This window comes from Pseudomonas sp. W2Aug9 (assembly GCF_023127755.1).
GTDB lineage: Bacteria > Pseudomonadota > Gammaproteobacteria > Pseudomonadales > Pseudomonadaceae > Aquipseudomonas > Aquipseudomonas synxantha_A.
This window is the reverse complement of record NZ_SPKL01000036.1, coordinates 63,777-79,701: the sequence shown is the minus strand read 5'-3', so window position 1 is coordinate 79,701 and position 15,925 is coordinate 63,777. Positions and strand designations below refer to the sequence as shown.

At 59.7% G+C, this 15,925-nt stretch carries 15 protein-coding genes; 6 read left to right on the top strand and 9 right to left on the bottom strand.

The genetic code is table 11. The annotated features are described in order from the left end of the window. Window positions 1-62: 62 nt before the first annotated feature. Window positions 63-545 carry a GAF domain-containing protein gene (locus tag E3O56_RS23835; protein WP_032877122.1) on the bottom strand — a complete coding sequence of 161 codons (483 nt, stop codon included), beginning with the start codon at window positions 543-545 and terminating at the stop codon, window positions 63-65. Next, a complete protein-coding gene (locus tag E3O56_RS23830) occupies window positions 542-1,432 on the bottom strand; it encodes an ATP-binding protein (protein WP_248129094.1) in 891 nt (296 codons plus the stop codon). Before E3O56_RS23830 ends, E3O56_RS23835 begins: the two co-directional genes overlap by 4 nt. 164 nt (window positions 1,433-1,596) lie before the next feature. On the opposite strand from E3O56_RS23830, the gene E3O56_RS23825 reads away from it, so the two are divergent. After that, complete coding sequence (locus E3O56_RS23825; RefSeq protein WP_032877124.1) at window positions 1,597-3,906, top strand: response regulator; 2,310 nt, start codon at window positions 1,597-1,599, stop codon at window positions 3,904-3,906. Window positions 3,907-3,928: 22 nt separating this feature from the next. Here E3O56_RS23825 and E3O56_RS23820 read toward each other — a convergent pair whose 3' ends face one another. Then, entirely contained in the window at window positions 3,929-4,414 is a 486-nt protein-coding gene (locus tag E3O56_RS23820; protein ID WP_005786456.1) for a glutathione peroxidase, read from the bottom strand. Window positions 4,415-4,488: 74 nt separating this feature from the next. Further along, complete coding sequence (gene msrB / locus E3O56_RS23815; protein ID WP_248129093.1) at window positions 4,489-4,887, bottom strand: peptide-methionine (R)-S-oxide reductase MsrB; 399 nt, start codon at window positions 4,885-4,887, stop codon at window positions 4,489-4,491. A 202-nt stretch (window positions 4,888-5,089) separates the two neighbouring features. Here msrB and E3O56_RS23810 point away from each other — a divergent pair, with 202 nt between their 5' ends. Then, complete coding sequence (locus E3O56_RS23810) at window positions 5,090-6,301, top strand: pyridoxal phosphate-dependent aminotransferase (protein WP_248129092.1); 1,212 nt, start codon at window positions 5,090-5,092, stop codon at window positions 6,299-6,301. Between the two features lie 304 nt (window positions 6,302-6,605). Then, window positions 6,606-7,493: a protease HtpX gene (htpX, locus tag E3O56_RS23805; RefSeq protein WP_005786451.1), complete on the top strand. Its 888-nt coding sequence runs from the start codon at window positions 6,606-6,608 to the stop codon at window positions 7,491-7,493. Between the two features lie 57 nt (window positions 7,494-7,550). Here htpX and E3O56_RS23800 read toward each other — a convergent pair whose 3' ends face one another. Further along, entirely contained in the window at window positions 7,551-8,207 is a 657-nt protein-coding gene (locus E3O56_RS23800; RefSeq protein ID WP_032877126.1) for a thiopurine S-methyltransferase, read from the bottom strand. Window positions 8,208-8,311: 104 nt separating this feature from the next. Here E3O56_RS23800 and E3O56_RS23795 point away from each other — a divergent pair, with 104 nt between their 5' ends. Continuing rightward, entirely contained in the window at window positions 8,312-9,079 is a 768-nt protein-coding gene (locus E3O56_RS23795) for a class III extradiol ring-cleavage dioxygenase (RefSeq protein ID WP_148852295.1), read from the top strand. An 89-nt stretch (window positions 9,080-9,168) separates the two neighbouring features. Here E3O56_RS23795 and E3O56_RS23790 read toward each other — a convergent pair whose 3' ends face one another. Continuing rightward, window positions 9,169-10,842, bottom strand: a complete 1,674-nt coding sequence (locus E3O56_RS23790) for a DEAD/DEAH box helicase (protein WP_005786445.1) — start codon at window positions 10,840-10,842, stop codon at window positions 9,169-9,171. Window positions 10,843-11,264: 422 nt separating this feature from the next. Between E3O56_RS23790 and E3O56_RS23785 the strand changes: the two genes are divergently transcribed. Then, a complete protein-coding gene (locus tag E3O56_RS23785; RefSeq protein WP_005786443.1) occupies window positions 11,265-12,056 on the top strand; it encodes a crotonase/enoyl-CoA hydratase family protein in 792 nt (263 codons plus the stop codon). Window positions 12,057-12,174: 118 nt separating this feature from the next. On the opposite strand, the gene E3O56_RS23780 is transcribed toward E3O56_RS23785, so the two are convergent. Further along, entirely contained in the window at window positions 12,175-12,930 is a 756-nt protein-coding gene (locus E3O56_RS23780; protein ID WP_005786442.1) for a spermidine synthase, read from the bottom strand. A gap of 122 nt (window positions 12,931-13,052) precedes the next feature. Here E3O56_RS23780 and E3O56_RS23775 point away from each other — a divergent pair, with 122 nt between their 5' ends. Next, complete coding sequence (locus E3O56_RS23775) at window positions 13,053-14,399, top strand: 3-deoxy-7-phosphoheptulonate synthase class II (RefSeq protein WP_032877128.1); 1,347 nt, start codon at window positions 13,053-13,055, stop codon at window positions 14,397-14,399. Here E3O56_RS23775 and E3O56_RS23770 read toward each other — a convergent pair. After that, window positions 14,389-15,609: a winged helix-turn-helix domain-containing protein gene (locus E3O56_RS23770; RefSeq protein ID WP_248129091.1), complete on the bottom strand. Its 1,221-nt coding sequence runs from the start codon at window positions 15,607-15,609 to the stop codon at window positions 14,389-14,391. The two genes, E3O56_RS23775 and E3O56_RS23770, sit on opposite strands and share 11 nt — an antisense overlap. Before the next feature lie 45 nt (window positions 15,610-15,654). Next, entirely contained in the window at window positions 15,655-15,861 is a 207-nt protein-coding gene (locus E3O56_RS23765; RefSeq protein WP_005786437.1) for a DUF1127 domain-containing protein, read from the bottom strand. Window positions 15,862-15,925: the final 64 nt, after the last annotated feature.

Sequence of the window (15,925 nt, the reverse complement as noted above, 5' to 3'; positions counted from 1 at the left end):
CGGGCCCGCAACGGCAGGAGCGAGTCACTCGCTCCTGCACTCCTCTGCCTTGGCTTGCAGGTTCAGCAGTCGGTCAGCCGCAGGAAAATCGCCGCCAGCCGTTCAATCCCTGCCTGGTCCTGAGGTGTAAAACGGGCCAGCGAGGGACTGTCGAGGTCAAGCACGCCAATCAGCTGACCGTCTTTGACCAATGGCACCACCAACTCACTGTTCGAGGCGCTGTCACAGGCAATATGGCCTGGGAACGCATGCACATCCTCTACCCGCTGGGTTTGTCGTGAAGCCGCAGCAGCGCCACATACGCCACGGCCGAACGGGATGCGCACGCAGGCTATCTGGCCCTGGAACGGCCCAAGCACCAGTTCTTCATTGCGATTAAGGTAAAAGCCTGCCCAGTTCAGGTCATCGAGCTGGTTGAACAGAAACGCAGAAAACTGTGCACTGTTGGCAATAAAGTCACGCTCATCAGCCAGCAATGACTCCAGTTGTGCACACAGCATGGCGTAGCCATCGAGACCGCTGCCGGCCTGTTGTAAATCGATCATGGTTGACGTTCCAGCAATTTAAGACCTACCCAGTAACGGGCAAACTGATAGGCACAACGGCCATTGCGGTTGCCGCGCCCTGTGGCCCAGCGCACCGCGAGTACATCAAGCTGCTCATCGCGCTGCCACTGCAAGCCGGCCTTGCCGGCCAACTCGCCGATCCAGTGTTCCACCACATCCAGGAAATGCTCCTGGGAAAACGGATAGAACGACAGCCACAAGCCAAAACGGTCCGACAAGGCAATCTTGTCCTCTACCGCCTCGCTCGGGTGCAACTCGCCATCCACACGTTTCCAGTTGTCGTTGTCGCTCTGGTTCTCCGGCACCAGATGACGGCGGTTGGACGTGGCATACAGCAGCACGTTTTCCGGCGCCTGCTCCAGGGAGCCGTCCAGCACGCTTTTGAGCACGCGATAATCGCCTTCGCCGGCTTCGAACGAGAGGTCATCGCAAAACAAAATGAAGCGCTGCGGCAGTTTTATCAACTGTTCGACCACGCGCGGCAGGTCGGACAGGTGGTCGCGTTCGATTTCGATCAAGCGCAGACCCGCCGTGGCGTGCTGAGCCAGCAAGGCGCGCACCATGGAAGACTTGCCGGTGCCGCGAGAACCCCATAGCAGCGCATGGTTGGCGGGCAGGCCATCGAGGAACTGCTGGGTATTACGCGCCAGTTGTTCACGTTGCTTGTCGACGCCAATCAGGTCCGACCAGCGCATATCCAGGCTCACTTCCAGCGGCAACAGGAAGCCACTACGACCTTCGCGCTGCCAACGAGCGGCCAGGCATTGGCGCCAGTCGATAGCTTGGCGCGGGGCCGGCAATAAGGGTTCAAGGCGAGCAAGTACGGCGTCGGCCCGCTCAAGGAAGGCATTCAATCGAGAATCCATGATTATTCCTCTGGCAAGTTCTTGTAAAAGATGGCGTATTGGCAACCCTGCGGCAGACCGCATGAGGCTGCGTCAAAAAACGATTCGTGCCCGGCAAGCTGAAGCTTGGGGATGTTCAGCTATGCTTGCCGGGCGAAAGGAAACGTGAAGTGGTTCAACACTCGATGGATATCAAGTTCGCCCACCGCTTGTCTTATAAACAAGCCAGATTGACTGTGCTGGTCGGTTTCGTGTTGGGAACCTTGCTCAGTCTGATCCAAATCGGCATTGATTATGCCAGTGAAGACGCATCCATCAACCGTGAAATACGCTCACTGATCGAAATCAGCCATAACCCCGCGTCGCGTATTGCCTACAACATCGATGCCGAACTCGCCCAGGAGCTGACCCTGGGCCTGCTGCACTCCCCTGCCATCACCCGTGCGCAGCTGATCGACAACAATGGCGCGGTGCTGGCCGACGTCAACCGCCCGCGCAAAGAAAGCAACTATCGTCCGGTCAGCGATTTTCTGTTTGGCGCCAATCGTCAGTTCGAGGACCGACTGTTTCTCAACCATATGCCCAACGAATCCCTCGGCGTATTGCGCCTCGACGTTGATACCTATGCCTTTGGCAGCCGTTTCCTGCATCGCGCCGAGATCACCCTGCTCAACGGATTTACCCGCAGCCTGCTGCTGACCGGGATCTTGCTGGGCTTATTCTACGTAATGCTCACGCAACCGCTGGTACGTATTATCCGAGAGTTGAGTACCCGCAAACAGGCACGCCTGGATTGCCCGCCGGGGCATGAGCACGACGAAATCGGCGTATTGGTCGACGTCGCCAACCAGCAATTTGAAAACATGGAAACCGAGATCCATCAGCGGCGTCACGCCGAGGACCGCCTCACCGAATACCTGGGCCAATTGGAAAATATCGTTTCGGCGCGCACCCTTGAACTCAAGGCCAGCAACCAACGCTTGAGCCAATCCAATGATGAACTGGAAGCAGCCAGGATGACCGCGCTGGGGATGGCACAGGCACGGGCCGCGTTCCTGGCCAATATGAGCCATGAAATCCGTACGCCGCTCAATGGTTTGCTGGGGATGATTGCACTGTCGCTCGACAGCCCACTGAATGCCGAGCAGCGCCAGCAACTGTCGATCGCCCATGACTCGGGCAAAGTGCTGGTCGAATTGCTCAACGATATTCTCGATCTGTCCAAGTTCGATGCCGGCCAACTGGAACTGGAACATATCCCCTTCGACCTGGGCTCACTGGTGGAAGACACTGCCAACCTGCTGTCGCAGAATGCGGCGCCGAGTGTCGAGCTGACGTGCCTGATTGATCCACAGTTTCCCGCCCAGGTCATCGGCGACCCGACCCGGGTGCGGCAAATCGTCAGTAATCTGCTTTCCAATGCCTTGAAGTTCACGCGCTTCGGCCGGGTCGATGTGCGCCTGCGTGCCCTGGAAGGCAGGGTCAATATTGAAGTCTGTGATACCGGCATCGGTATCGCCCAGGAAGCCCAAGTGAAAATCTTCCAACCCTTCACCCAGGCCGGTGCGGGCATCACCCGTCAATTTGGCGGTACGGGTTTGGGACTGGCCTTGACGCACAATCTGTGTGAAGCCATGCAAGGCCGCTTGAGTATCAGCTCGGAGGTGGGCTTTGGCAGCCAGTTCTGCGCCGACCTCCCGCTACCCACCCATTTACCTGCCACGCGCTATACACCGCTCACAGGTGATGTAATCGCCATCACCCATGCCGGTGGCGGGTTGACAGAGCTGCTCACCACCCTGCTGCCCTCTTGGGGGCTGACACCAAGGTGCTATTCCCAAGACGATGATTTGAGCGCACTGGCCCCTGACCTGTTGATTACCGACTGCCCTGAATGCTTGTTCCGCTTGCGCCCGGCAATCAGCGCGCCGATTCTGCTGGTCACCGCCTATGGCAACTTCATGCCCAGTGAAGAAGTCGCGGCGCTGGCACCGCTGCAGCAACAAGCACGCCCATTGAGCCGTAACGCGCTGTACCAGATCCTGCAACGCAACCTGCGCAGCAGCACGCAACCGATCCTCGACCCGATCCAGATGGAAGCCGCGCCGCTGGCTCACCGCGCGCGCATCTTGTTGGTGGAGGACAACGCGGTCAATCAACTGGTGGCCAAGGGGATGCTCAGCAAGCTGGGGTGCGAGGTGATTGTGGCTGCCCATGGTGGGGAAGCGCTCAAGCTGCTTGAGGACCAGCGCTTCGATATGGTGCTGATGGACTGCAACATGCCGGTGATGGATGGCTACGAGGCCAGCCGGCAAATTCGCCGTAGCGGGCGCTGGCCAGACCTGCCCATTGTCGCCTTGACCGCCAATGCCCTGTCCGAAGAGCGCGAGCGTTGCCGGGCGGCGGGCATGAACGATTACCTGGCCAAGCCGTTTCGCCGCGAAGAGCTCCATGCGCTGCTGGAGTTGTGGGTACCGACGACGACAAGCCTCTGAGGCTGCGCCCGCACTATCGTGGTCATTTGAGCAAGGCTTCGATCTCCTGGCTCAGGTCCTGTGGCTTGGTCGTTGGCGCAAATCGCTTGACCTGCTTGCCGTCGGGGCCGATGAGGAACTTGGTGAAGTTCCACTTGATATTCTTGGAGCCCAGCAGCCCCGGGGCCTGCTTTTTCAACTGTACGAACAATGGGTGGGCATCGCTGCCATTGACGTCGACCTTCTTGAACAGCGGAAAACTGACACCGAAGTTCAGCTCGCAGAACTCGGCTATCGCGCCTTCGTTACCCGGTTCCTGCTTGCCGAACTGGTTGCAGGGAAACCCCAGCACCACCAGCCCCTGGTCCTTGTAGCGCTGCCAAAGTTGCTCCAGGCCCTTGTACTGGGGGGTGAAGCCACATTTGCTGGCGGTGTTGACCACCAAAATGGCCTTGCCGGCGAAATCGGCCAGGGTCTTTTGCTCACCCTTGATGGTGGTGCAAGGGATGCTCAGCAGGGAGTCGCTCATGGCAATGCCTCAATTCAGGGGAAGAAGTGATACGCGTACGCTTGACCGACTGGCATTCGGGCCTGTTTATCGCTTCAAGCCGAGCGCGGCACCAGGTCCAGGCACACCGAGTTGATGCAGTAGCGCAGGCCCGTCGGCGGCGGGCCGTCCGGAAACACATGCCCCAGGTGTGCGTCGCACTTGGCGCAGGTGACTTCGGTACGAATCATGCCGTGGCTGACGTCACGAATTTCGATCATCGCGCTGTCGGCAATCGGCTCATAGAAGCTCGGCCAGCCGCAGCCAGAGTCAAACTTGGCCCTGGAATCGAACAGCGGCTCATTGCAGCAGATGCAGTGATACACGCCGTCGGTCCTGGTGCCGTTGTACTTACCGCTGAAAGGCCGCTCGGTGCCCTTGAGGCGGCACACGTTGTACTGCTCAGGGTCGAGCATGGCCTTCCACTCATCAACGGTTTTCTGCAACTTTTCCATCGGTACACCTCGGCAACTGAAAAACCCTGATCTGTGTCTTTTCCATGGATCAGGCGGCACGTATGATTGCGCCTCTTCAAAACGCCAGTCTGGCACCCGCGCCAACGGCATTCAAACGTATTTATGGGGGCGAACCGCGCAGGATTCACCCTACGGTAGTGCCTACGCCGTCTGAATCGTTCATTTTCAGGATCACATCGCCATGCAGGTCAGCAAATCGAACAAGCTCGCCAACGTCTGCTACGACATTCGCGGCCCAGTGCTCAAGCACGCCAAGCGCCTGGAAGAGGAAGGCCATCGCATCCTCAAGTTGAACATTGGCAACCCGGCGCCGTTTGGTTTCGAAGCGCCGGACGAAATCCTCCAGGACGTGATCCGCAACCTGCCGACCGCCCAAGGCTACAGCGACTCCAAGGGCCTGTTCAGTGCACGCAAGGCGGTAATGCAGTACTACCAGCAGAAGCAGGTCGAAGGTGTCGGCATCGAGGACATCTACCTGGGCAACGGCGTGTCCGAGCTGATCGTGATGTCGATGCAGGCGCTGCTCAACAATGGCGATGAAGTGCTGGTGCCGGCACCGGACTATCCGCTCTGGACCGCTGCCGTGACCCTGGCTGGCGGCCATCCGGTGCATTACCTGTGTGATGAAGGCGCCGACTGGTTTCCGGACCTGGCCGACATCAAGGCCAAGATCACCCCCGACACCAAGGCGCTGGTGATCATCAATCCGAACAACCCTACCGGCGCCGTGTACTCCAAGGAAGTGCTGCTGGGCATGCTTGAACTGGCACGCCAGCACAACCTGGTAGTGTTCTCCGACGAGATCTACGACAAGATCCTCTACGATGACGCCGTTCACATATGCACCGCCTCCCTGGCTCCGGACCTGCTATGCCTGACCTTCAACGGCCTGTCCAAGTCGTATCGCGTGGCGGGCTTCCGCTCCGGATGGATCGCCATTTCCGGCCCCAAGCATAATGCCCAGAGCTACATCGAAGGCATCGACATGCTGGCCAACATGCGCCTGTGTGCCAACGTGCCGAGCCAGCACGCCATCCAGACCGCCCTCGGCGGCTACCAGAGCATCAATGACCTGATCTTGCCCCAGGGTCGCCTGCTGGAGCAGCGCAACCGCACCTGGGAGTTGCTCAACGCGATCCCCGGTGTGAGCTGTGTGAAGCCTATGGGCGCGTTGTATACGTTCCCGCGGATCGACCCGAAAGTCTGCCCGATTCTCAACGACGAGAAGTTCGTGCTCGACCTGCTACTGTCGGAAAAGCTGCTGGTGGTCCAGGGCACTGCGTTCAACTGGCCATGGCCGGATCACTTCCGCGTGGTGACTTTGCCACGTGTGGATGACCTGGAAATGGCCATCGGTCGCATCGGCAACTTCCTGAAGTCCTATCGCCAGTAAGGAAATTGACGCTGTACGACTCACATTGGGTCGTACAGCGATTATCTGGCAACACTTCTTTCTCGCTTACGCGCGGTGGTAGTTCACTCAGCCCCTGCCTGAGGCGTGCCCCCTGTAATCACGGGGCGGCAAGGCAAACTCACGCCGGTCATGGCCGACAATACAGGTCGGAAAATCCCTTCAGGGCCTTACGTTCACGCTGTAGGACACAGTTTGAAATAGTCGCTCGGTTGAATCACCCCATGCGGCACCTTATATACCCCGCAGTACGCGACATATTAAGCATGAGGAGAACCCTACAACCATGATGCGCATCCTGCTGTTCTTGGCCACTAACCTGGCGGTCGTGCTGATTGCCAGCATCACCCTGAGCCTGTTCGGCTTCAACGGGTTCATGGCGGCCAACGGGGTTGACCTGAACCTCAATCAGCTGTTGGTTTTCTGTGCGGTCTTTGGTTTTGCCGGCTCGCTGTTTTCGCTGTTCATCTCCAAGTGGATGGCGAAGATGAGTACCAGCACCCAGGTCATCACTCAACCTCGCACTCGCCATGAACAATGGCTGATGCAAACCGTGGAGCAGCTATCTCAAGAAGCAGGCATCAAAATGCCCGAAGTGGGGATTTTCCCTGCCTATGAGGCCAACGCCTTCGCTACCGGCTGGAACAAGAACGACGCGCTGGTGGCCGTAAGCCAGGGCTTGCTGGAGCGTTTTTCGCCCGATGAAGTCAAGGCGGTGCTGGCCCACGAGATCGGTCACGTGGCCAACGGCGACATGGTCACCCTCGCGCTGGTACAGGGCGTAGTGAACACCTTCGTGATGTTCTTTGCGCGGATCATCGGCAACTTTGTCGACAAGGTCATCTTCAAGAACGAAGAAGGTCGCGGCATTGCCTACTTCGTGGCGACCATCTTCGCCGAGTTGGTGCTGGGCTTCCTGGCCAGCGCGATCACCATGTGGTTCTCGCGCAAACGCGAGTTCCGCGCAGATGAAGCCGGCGCACGCCTGGCGGGCACCAGCGCAATGATCGGCGCGCTGCAACGCTTGCGCTCCGAACAGGGCCTGCCGGTGCATATGCCGGACAGCCTGACGGCCTTTGGCATCAACGGTGGCATCAAACAGGGCATGGCTCGCCTGTTCATGAGCCACCCGCCGCTGGAAGAGCGGATCGACGCACTGCGTCGTCGGGGCTGATAACCCAGGCAAGACAAAAAAGGGGCGATTGAATCGCCCCTTTTTCGTGGACGTGATTTACCGCCTGGTCAGCCGATAAACACGCTCATCAAGCCGAGTAACGCCGTCCGCCTTGAATTTGCTGCTTTCACTCAAAATGTCCCGCTCTTGCAGCGTGACCACATTCCAGTGCGGGCCCAGCAACGACTGCACTTCCTCATCCGGGACGGCGAAAGGCGGGCCAGCCCTTTGTGCCTGGTCGTAGTCGACAGTGATCAACAACCCCTCACAGACGGGGGTCAGCAGGGTATCGAGATGCTCGGTGTATCGCGAGCGCATTGGCTGCGGCAAGGCGATCAGTGCCGCACGGTCATACAGCGCTGTGCAATCAGCCACGGCACTTGAGTCAAGGGCGAAGAAGTCACCGCACCACACTTCGACCAGACCCGCCTGATACACCTTGAACACGCCTCTCTGATCGATCTGCGGCGTAAGCCCCTGCTCGCTGAAGAACGCCTCAACGGCTTGATCAGACACCTCCACACCCATCACGCGATGCCCGCGATCCGCCAACCACTTCATGTCCAGGCTCTTGCCACACAAAGGCACGAAAACCCTGGCACCATCAGCCAGGCCCAACGTTGACCAATGCCGCTGCAAGTAAGGATTAACGTCGGACTGATGAAAACCGATCTGATTGGTTGCCCAGCGTTCCTGCCAAATTTTTGCGTCCATGCATCACCTTGAAAAAATCGATCAAAAGACACTAAATCTTATATTAGATCTCGATTAATGATCTGAATGAAGATAGCCCCATATTAATCTTGAGGGCCCCTCTTATGTTCCCCAGCCTGTTTATCTCCCATGGCTCCCCGATGCTGGCCCTGCAACCCGGTGCCAGCGGCCCGGCGCTGCAGGCCCTGGCAGCCGCGTTGCCACGGCCCAAGGCGATTGTGGTGGTATCGGCGCATTGGGAAAGCCACGAGTTACTGGTGAGTGGCAGCGCCGCGCCCGAAACCTGGCACGACTTCGGCGGCTTCCCTCGCGAACTGTTTGCGGTGCAATACCCTGCGCCGGGTGATCCACAGCTGGCAAATGAAATTGTCGAGTTATTGCAGGCTGACGGCCTGACTGCACGCGTCGACAACCAACGGCCCTTCGACCATGGCACCTGGGTGCCCCTGTCGCTGATGTACCCGGCGGCGGATATTCCGGTGGTGCAAGTCTCCCTGCCAAGCCGCATGGGCCCGGCTTTTCAAACCCGGGTTGGACACGCCCTCTGCAGCCTGCGCGATCAAGGTGTGCTACTGATCGGCTCCGGCAGCATCACCCATAATCTCGGTGAGCTGGACTGGCGCGCCGGGCCGGAAACCATCACGCCATGGGCGCTAGCCTTTCGCGACTGGGTGGTCGAAAAACTCGCTGCCGGTGACGAAACAGCCTTGCATGACTATCGCCTCCTGGCGCCCCATGCAGTGCGCAGCCACCCCAGCGACGAGCATTTGTTGCCGCTGTACTTTGCGCGGGGTGCCGGAGGTGATTTCAGCGTGGCACATCAGGGCTTCACCCTCGGCGCCTTGGGCATGGACATCTACCGCTTTGGCTAACGCAAGTGCACATCCTGAAATCCCAGGCAAAAAAAATCCCCGAACCAGTCGGGGATTTTTTATGTGCGATCAATCAGCCCAGAGGCGGATCAATCTTCGCGGTAGCGACGCAGTTTGAGCTGCTTACCGGCAACGCGAGTGTCTTTGAGCTTGGCCAGCAGTTTTTCCAGGCCATCCTCCGGCAGCTCCACCAGGGAGAAGCTGTCACGTACCTGGATGCGACCGATGGCTTCACGCGCCAGGCCACCCTCGTTGAGGATAGCGCCCAGCAGGTTCTTGGCAGCGATACCGTCACGCGCACCCAGCGCGGTACGGCAACGAGCACGACCTTCAGCCAATGGAACCGGAGCACGACGTTCACGATCGCCACGCTCTGGACGGTCGCCGGAACGCTCTGGACGATCACCGCGCGGGGCGTTGTTCGGTACCAGTGGGCGCTCTTTCTCGATGGCAGCCAGGGTCAGGGCTTGACCATTGGTCGCTTTGCGCAGCAGGGCTGCAGCCAGGGCACGCGGGGTGCAACCGATATCGGCGGTCAGGCGGTCCAGCAGGTCGCCGTGGGTCGATTCAGCGTCAGCCACCAATGGCGCCAGGCTGTTGGTCAATTTCTTGATGCGAGCATCAAGAACGGCCTGGGCATCCGGCAGGCGTACTTCGGCAACTTTCTGACCGGTGACACGCTCGATCACTTGCAGCATGCGGCGCTCGCGCGGAGTCACCAGCAGCAGTGCACGACCTTCGCGACCCGCACGGCCGGTACGGCCGATACGGTGAACGTAGGACTCTGGATCGTACGGCATGTCAACGTTGAACACGTGGGTGATACGTGGAACGTCGAGGCCACGGGCAGCAACGTCGGTCGCCACAACGATGTCCAGACGGCCATCCTTGAGGGAGTCGATCACGCGCTCACGTTGGTTCTGGGCGATGTCACCGTTCAGCGCAGCGGCTTTGTAGCCTTTGGCTTCCAGGGCACTGGCCAGGTCCAGGGTCGCTTGCTTGGTGCGCACGAACATGATCAGGGCGTCGAAGTCTTCGACTTCCAGCAGGCTCAATACAGCCGAGGTCTTCTGGTCAGCGTGAACCAACAGGTGAGCCTGTTCGATCGCGGTAACGGTCTGGGTCTTGGTCTGGATCTTCACGTGTTGCGGATCGCGCAGGTGGCGTTCGGCAATGGCACGGATCGACTGCGGCAGGGTAGCCGAGAACAATACGGTCTGACGGGTCGGTGGCAGTGCCTTGAAGATGACTTCCAGGTCATCCATAAAGCCCAGCTTCAACATTTCGTCAGCTTCGTCCAGAACCAGGTGGTTCACGGTCGACAGGACTTTCTCGTCACGACGCAGGTGGTCGCACAGACGGCCCGGGGTGGCGACAACGATCTGTGCGCCGTTACGGATAGCCTTGAGTTGTGGGCCCATCGGCGCGCCGCCGTAAACGGCCACAACGGTTACGCCTGGCATTTGCTTGGCGTAGGTTTCAAAAGCGGTTGCTACTTGCAGCGCCAACTCTCGGGTTGGCGCCAGAATCAGGGCTTGCGGCTCGCGCTTGGCAGGATCGATGCAATGCAAAATAGGCAGTGCGAACGCGGCGGTTTTACCGGTACCGGTTTGCGCCTGGCCAATCATGTCCTGGCCGGCCATGATGATCGGGATCGATTGCTGCTGAATAGCCGAAGGTTCTTCGTAGCCAGTCGCGATGACAGCGGCGAGAATGTTCGGGTTAAGATTAAAAGCGGCGAAGCCGCCGGTTTCCTGGGTCATGGGTCTGCCTCTAAGTGCATCCGCAAAGACCCATGCTCCAAAGCTGCGCATGCCGTGTTGAGACTCAAGAGTCGCCCTGGCTGCTTTGTCGGCGGGGATTTGCGAAAACGAATGAATGAAAAAGATTCGTCAAGGGAGAGTCCGCTGTGCGGACGTGCAGCCGAAGCTGACTTCGGGGAATTGCGCTACCTAAACGCGGCCCGATTAAAGGCCGGCGCGCACTATACCGGAAATAGCTGAAAAAGGGAGCTTTTTTTATCGCAGCGCACTGATAAACCGCGCTGCGTCGCGGGCTTTGCAGATCTGTGCGCCAGGGTCTATTTTTCAAAGGCCCGGCCCTGCTGGTCATCAAGCTTAAACGGTTCACCCACCCACTCAGGCCCTTCGGTCTGAAACCCTACCCGCGCCCGAGGGCACACCCGATGAAACAAGCCAGCAGTAGCCGCGTCAGCCGTGCACTTGAGGGCCATGTTCTGTTGCTGGGCCTGGACCGCGTGGCCAAACGCAATGCCTTCGATCTGGATTTACTCAATGAGCTGAGCCTGGCCTATGGCGAATTTGATCGAAACGATGACGCCCGGGTGGCCGTGGTATTTGCCCACGGCGATCACTTCACGGCGGGGCTGGACTTGGCCAATGTCAGCGGCGTGATGGCGGGCGGCTGGCAACCGCCGCTGGGCGGGTGCGATCCCTGGGGCGTATTCGCAGGGCCCAGGGTCAGCAAACCGGTGATCGTCGCGGCCCAGGGCTACTGCCTGACCATTGGTATCGAGTTGATGCTGGCGGCGGATATCAACCTCTGCGCCAGCAATACACGCTTTGCACAGATGGAAGTGCAACGTGGGATCTTTCCGTTTGGCGGCGCGACAATGCGCTTGCACCAGATCGCGGGCTGGGGCAATGCGATGCGCTGGCTGCTTACCGGAGACGAGTTCGACGCCCATGAAGCCCTGCGCCTGGGCCTGGTACAGGAAGTAATGGCCAGTGAAGACCTGTTGCCCCGCGCCATCGAACTGGCCAACCGCATTGCTCGTCAGGCGCCGCTTGGCGTGCAGGCGACGTTGATGTCGGCGCGTCTGGCGCGTATGGAAGGCGAAGCTGTCGCAGCCGCCGCCCTGCCACCCATGGTGGATAAATTGCTCAACAGCGAGGATGCCAAGGAAGGTGTGCGGGCGATGATCGAGAAGCGACCGGGGGTGTTCAAGGGGATTTGAGTTGGCAATACCGTCGCGATCGGGGGCAAGCCCCCTCCCACATGTGTACGTGTAAACGGATCTGAAATGCGGTCGAATGTGGGAGGGGGCTTGCTCCCGATCGCGCCGGAGCACACAACTAGGTCGCCGGCCGAATAGCCTTGATCAACGGCTGCAACGAGTACCCCAATCGCGGCGCCAAGGCTTCGGCGCGGGCTGACAGGGCATCGAGGTCCAGTTCCTGATCCAGCTCGGAAGGCACCAGCAGAATCACATTGCCCTCCTTCACCGGCAGCTCCCAGTAGTGTCGGTGATACAACCCACGCAGCAATGCCGCGCCCAGCGGTTTACCATCATCGGTGGCCCACTGGTTGATCACCAGCCAGCCGCCGGGGTTGAGTTTCTTCTGGCAGCTTTCCAGAAAGGTCCAGGCCAGATGCCCCACACCGGGGCCGACATCGGTGTAGAGGTCGACGAAGATCAGGTCGGCCGATTCAGCGGTATCGAGCAATTGCAGGGCGTCCCCCACTCGAATGTACAAGCGCGGGTCGTCATCGAGCCCCAGGTATTCGATGGCCAGGCGCGGTACATCAGGGCGCAGTTCAATGGCCTCGACGTCTTCCAAAGGCAGAAACCTGAGGCATGCCTGGGTCAACGTGCCCGCCCCTAAACCGAGGAACAACGCGCTCTCCGGCTGCTCATGGCACAGCGCACCGATCAACATGGCCCGGGTGTAGTCATACTCCAACCAGCTCGGGTCGGCGGTGAACACGCAGCTTTGCTCGATGGCGTCGCCGAATTCGAGAAAGCGGTAATCGGCTACTTCGAGCACACGGATCATGCCGAAATCATCATGGACTTCGGCCAGCAGGCGCTCGACACGCTCCTCGGTCATCACTACTCCTAAGGGGTTACCGCTTGGCAAAGGCGCGATTGTCGGCCAACCGGCAGCAACAGGTCACGCACTAATTGCTGATAACATCAGCGTTATCCGTCAATCACCCAATCGAGTTCATGATGAGCCAACCTTGGAGCCCCGACAGCTGGCGCGCCCTGCCAATCCAGCAACAACCCCAGTATCCGGACGCTGCACACCTGTTGCAGGTGGAGCAGAACCTGGCCAGCTACCCGCCGCTGGTGTTTGCCGGGGAAGCCCGTGAGTTGCGTCGCCAGTTTGCCGAAGTGACCCAAGGCCGCGCCTTCCTCCTGCAAGGTGGCGATTGTGCCGAGAGTTTTGCCGAGTTCTCCGCGGCAAAAATCCGCGACACCTTCAAGGTGCTGCTGCAGATGGCGATTGTCATGACCTTCGCTGCCGGTTGCCCGGTGGTGAAAGTCGGACGCATGGCCGGCCAGTTTGCCAAACCGCGCTCGTCCAACGATGAGACCATCGACGGTATCACCCTGCCTGCCTACCGTGGCGACATCGTCAACGGCATCGGCTTCGATGAAAAAAGCCGTGTGCCGGACCCGGACCGCCTGTTGCAGTCCTACCACCAGTCCACCGCCACCCTCAACCTGCTACGCGCGTTTGCCCAAGGGGGGTTCGCCGACCTGCACCAGGTGCACAAGTGGAACCTGGACTTTATCGCCAACTCAGCCCTGGCCGAGAAGTACAGCCAACTGGCCGACCGCATCGACGAGACCCTGGCCTTCATGCGCGCCTGTGGCATGGACAGCTCGCCGCAATTGCGCGAAACCAGCTTCTTCACCGCCCACGAAGCGTTGCTGCTCAACTATGAACAAGCCTTCGTGCGTCGCGACAGCCTGACCAACGACTACTACGACTGCTCGGCCCATATGCTGTGGATCGGCGACCGTACACGCCAGTTGGACGGCGCCCACGTCGAATTCCTGCGCGGGGTGAACAACCCGATCGGCGTGAAAGTCGGGCCGAGCATGAACCCGGACGATCTGATCCGCCTGATTGATATCCTTAACCCGAACAATGACCCTGGTCGCCTCAACCTGATTGCGCGCATGGGCGCAGGCAAAGTCGGCGACCACTTGCCCAACCTGATCCGCGCCGTACAGCGCGAGGGCAAGCAGGTGCTGTGGAGCTCCGATCCGATGCACGGCAACACCATCAAGGCCAGCAGCGGCTACAAGACCCGCGACTTTGCGCAAATCCTCGGCGAAGTGAAGGAGTTCTTTCAGGTGCACCACGCCGAAGGCAGCTACGCCGGCGGTATTCATATCGAGATGACCGGGCAGAACGTCACCGAATGCATCGGCGGCGCACGGCCGATTACCGAAGACGGGCTGTCGGACCGCTATCACACCCATTGCGACCCACGGATGAATGCCGATCAGTCGCTGGAGCTGGCGTTTCTGATTGCCGAGACCTTGAAACAGGTCAAACGCTGATCAACATCGCCGCCCTTAATCGGGCGGCATCGGGTCGCTGGCAATTGAGCTGGACCTGCTCCAGCCCCAGCCAGGCGGCCATTCGCCGCAGGTTGACGGCCAGCGCCAACATGCCTTCGTCATCCAGCCCCGATTCTTCTTCGTGCACTGCATGCACCGCCAGCCGCCCGTGGGCACGCTCGGCGCGCAGGTCGACGCGCGCAGCGATCCGCTCATTGTGCAAAAACGGCAGCACGTAGTAGCCATACACCCGCTTGTCTTGCGGGGTGTAGATCTCCAGTCGATAGCGGAAATCGAACAGGCGCTCGGTGCGGCTGCGCTCCCATATCAATGAATCGAACGGTGACAGCAAAGCGCTCGCCGCCACTTTGCGTGGCACTTTGGGCTCCGGCAGACAGTACGCTGGTTGCTTAAAGCCTTGCACCTGGCACGTCAGCAACTGCCCGTCCTCGACCAGTTCGGCCAAGCGCGGGCGGCTGTCCGCGGGGTCGAGACGGAAATAATCGCGCAGGTCCTTTTCGGTGGCGATACCCAGCGCCGTTGCGCTATGCATCAGCAAGCCGCGCTGGGCTTGAGCCTCGCTCATGGACGTTTGAAGAATCTCGCCCGGGATCACACGCTCCGGCAAATCATACAGTCGCTCAAAACCTCGGCGCCCCGCGACGGTGACCAAACCGGCGGCGAACAGCCATTCCAGTGCGTGCTTCTCATCACTCCAATCCCACCAGGGCCCAGCACGCTCCTCTCGGGTCGACAAACTGCCCGCACCCAAGGCGCCCTGTTGCTCGACGCTGTGCAACACACGCCCAATAGTCGCCTGCTGCTCACGGCCAAAACGCGCCATCTGCGCATAGATGCCCTGCCCTTGCCTGGCCCGCTCCATGCGCCAGCGCATCAGCGGGTACATCGCCATCGGCAACAGCGACGCCTCATGCCCCCAATACTCGAACAATGAACGCCGCCGCCCCTGGCTCCAGGCTGCTTGCTCAAGGAGCAACGGAGTGTACTGGCCAAGGCGGGAGAACAACGGCAGGTAGTGGGAACGCACCAATGCGTTGACCGAGTCGATTTGTATAACGCCCAGGCGTTCGATCAGCCGGTTGAGGTGCGCAGCTTTTATCTGGGCAGGCGCCTGGCGCCCCGAGAAACCCTGGGCGGCCAGCGCCATGCGTCGAGCTTGCTTGAGTGAAAAGGACAGGTCGGCGGGCATGGCAATCTCCATAAAAGCTCGCTCCCTACCCTACTGCATCCTGGCTTACTTTCGCAGCGGGTCTTCCCAGAAATGCCGATGGCTTTCCTGCTCGACGTCGGCGCGGTTGAGCCCGATATCCTTGAGTGCGTCATCGCTCAAGGTCGCCAGCAAGTTGCGCTCCTGATGCAATAACTGCCAACGCGCAAACCTGTGGAACAGCTCGGCAAACGCCCCTTTATTCAGCAATACAGAACCTTTCTGGCCTTTCATCTTCTCGCCCTCCAGTGGGGATGACGAAAGTGTGTGCCTGCCGCTATGATCAATCCAACGAATG

Bases quoted from the DNA above. Each gene is read 5' to 3' on its own strand.
- E3O56_RS23835 (WP_032877122.1), bottom strand. From the start codon at position 545: ATGATCGATTTACAACAGGCCGGCAGCGGTCTCGATGGCTACGCCATG.
- E3O56_RS23830 (WP_248129094.1), bottom strand. From the start codon at position 1,432: ATGGATTCTCGATTGAATGCCTTCCTTGAGCGGGCCGACGCCGTACTT.
- E3O56_RS23825 (WP_032877124.1), top strand. From the start codon at position 1,597: ATGGATATCAAGTTCGCCCACCGCTTGTCTTATAAACAAGCCAGATTG.
- E3O56_RS23820 (WP_005786456.1), bottom strand. From the start codon at position 4,414: ATGAGCGACTCCCTGCTGAGCATCCCTTGCACCACCATCAAGGGTGAG.
- msrB (WP_248129093.1), bottom strand. From the start codon at position 4,887: ATGGAAAAGTTGCAGAAAACCGTTGATGAGTGGAAGGCCATGCTCGAC.
- E3O56_RS23810 (WP_248129092.1), top strand. From the start codon at position 5,090: ATGCAGGTCAGCAAATCGAACAAGCTCGCCAACGTCTGCTACGACATT.
- htpX (WP_005786451.1), top strand. From the start codon at position 6,606: ATGATGCGCATCCTGCTGTTCTTGGCCACTAACCTGGCGGTCGTGCTG.
- E3O56_RS23800 (WP_032877126.1), bottom strand. From the start codon at position 8,207: ATGGACGCAAAAATTTGGCAGGAACGCTGGGCAACCAATCAGATCGGT.
- E3O56_RS23795 (WP_148852295.1), top strand. From the start codon at position 8,312: ATGTTCCCCAGCCTGTTTATCTCCCATGGCTCCCCGATGCTGGCCCTG.
- E3O56_RS23790 (WP_005786445.1), bottom strand. From the start codon at position 10,842: ATGACCCAGGAAACCGGCGGCTTCGCCGCTTTTAATCTTAACCCGAAC.
- E3O56_RS23785 (WP_005786443.1), top strand. From the start codon at position 11,265: ATGAAACAAGCCAGCAGTAGCCGCGTCAGCCGTGCACTTGAGGGCCAT.
- E3O56_RS23780 (WP_005786442.1), bottom strand. From the start codon at position 12,930: ATGACCGAGGAGCGTGTCGAGCGCCTGCTGGCCGAAGTCCATGATGAT.
- E3O56_RS23775 (WP_032877128.1), top strand. From the start codon at position 13,053: ATGAGCCAACCTTGGAGCCCCGACAGCTGGCGCGCCCTGCCAATCCAG.
- E3O56_RS23770 (WP_248129091.1), bottom strand. From the start codon at position 15,609: ATGCCCGCCGACCTGTCCTTTTCACTCAAGCAAGCTCGACGCATGGCG.
- E3O56_RS23765 (WP_005786437.1), bottom strand. From the start codon at position 15,861: ATGAAAGGCCAGAAAGGTTCTGTATTGCTGAATAAAGGGGCGTTTGCC.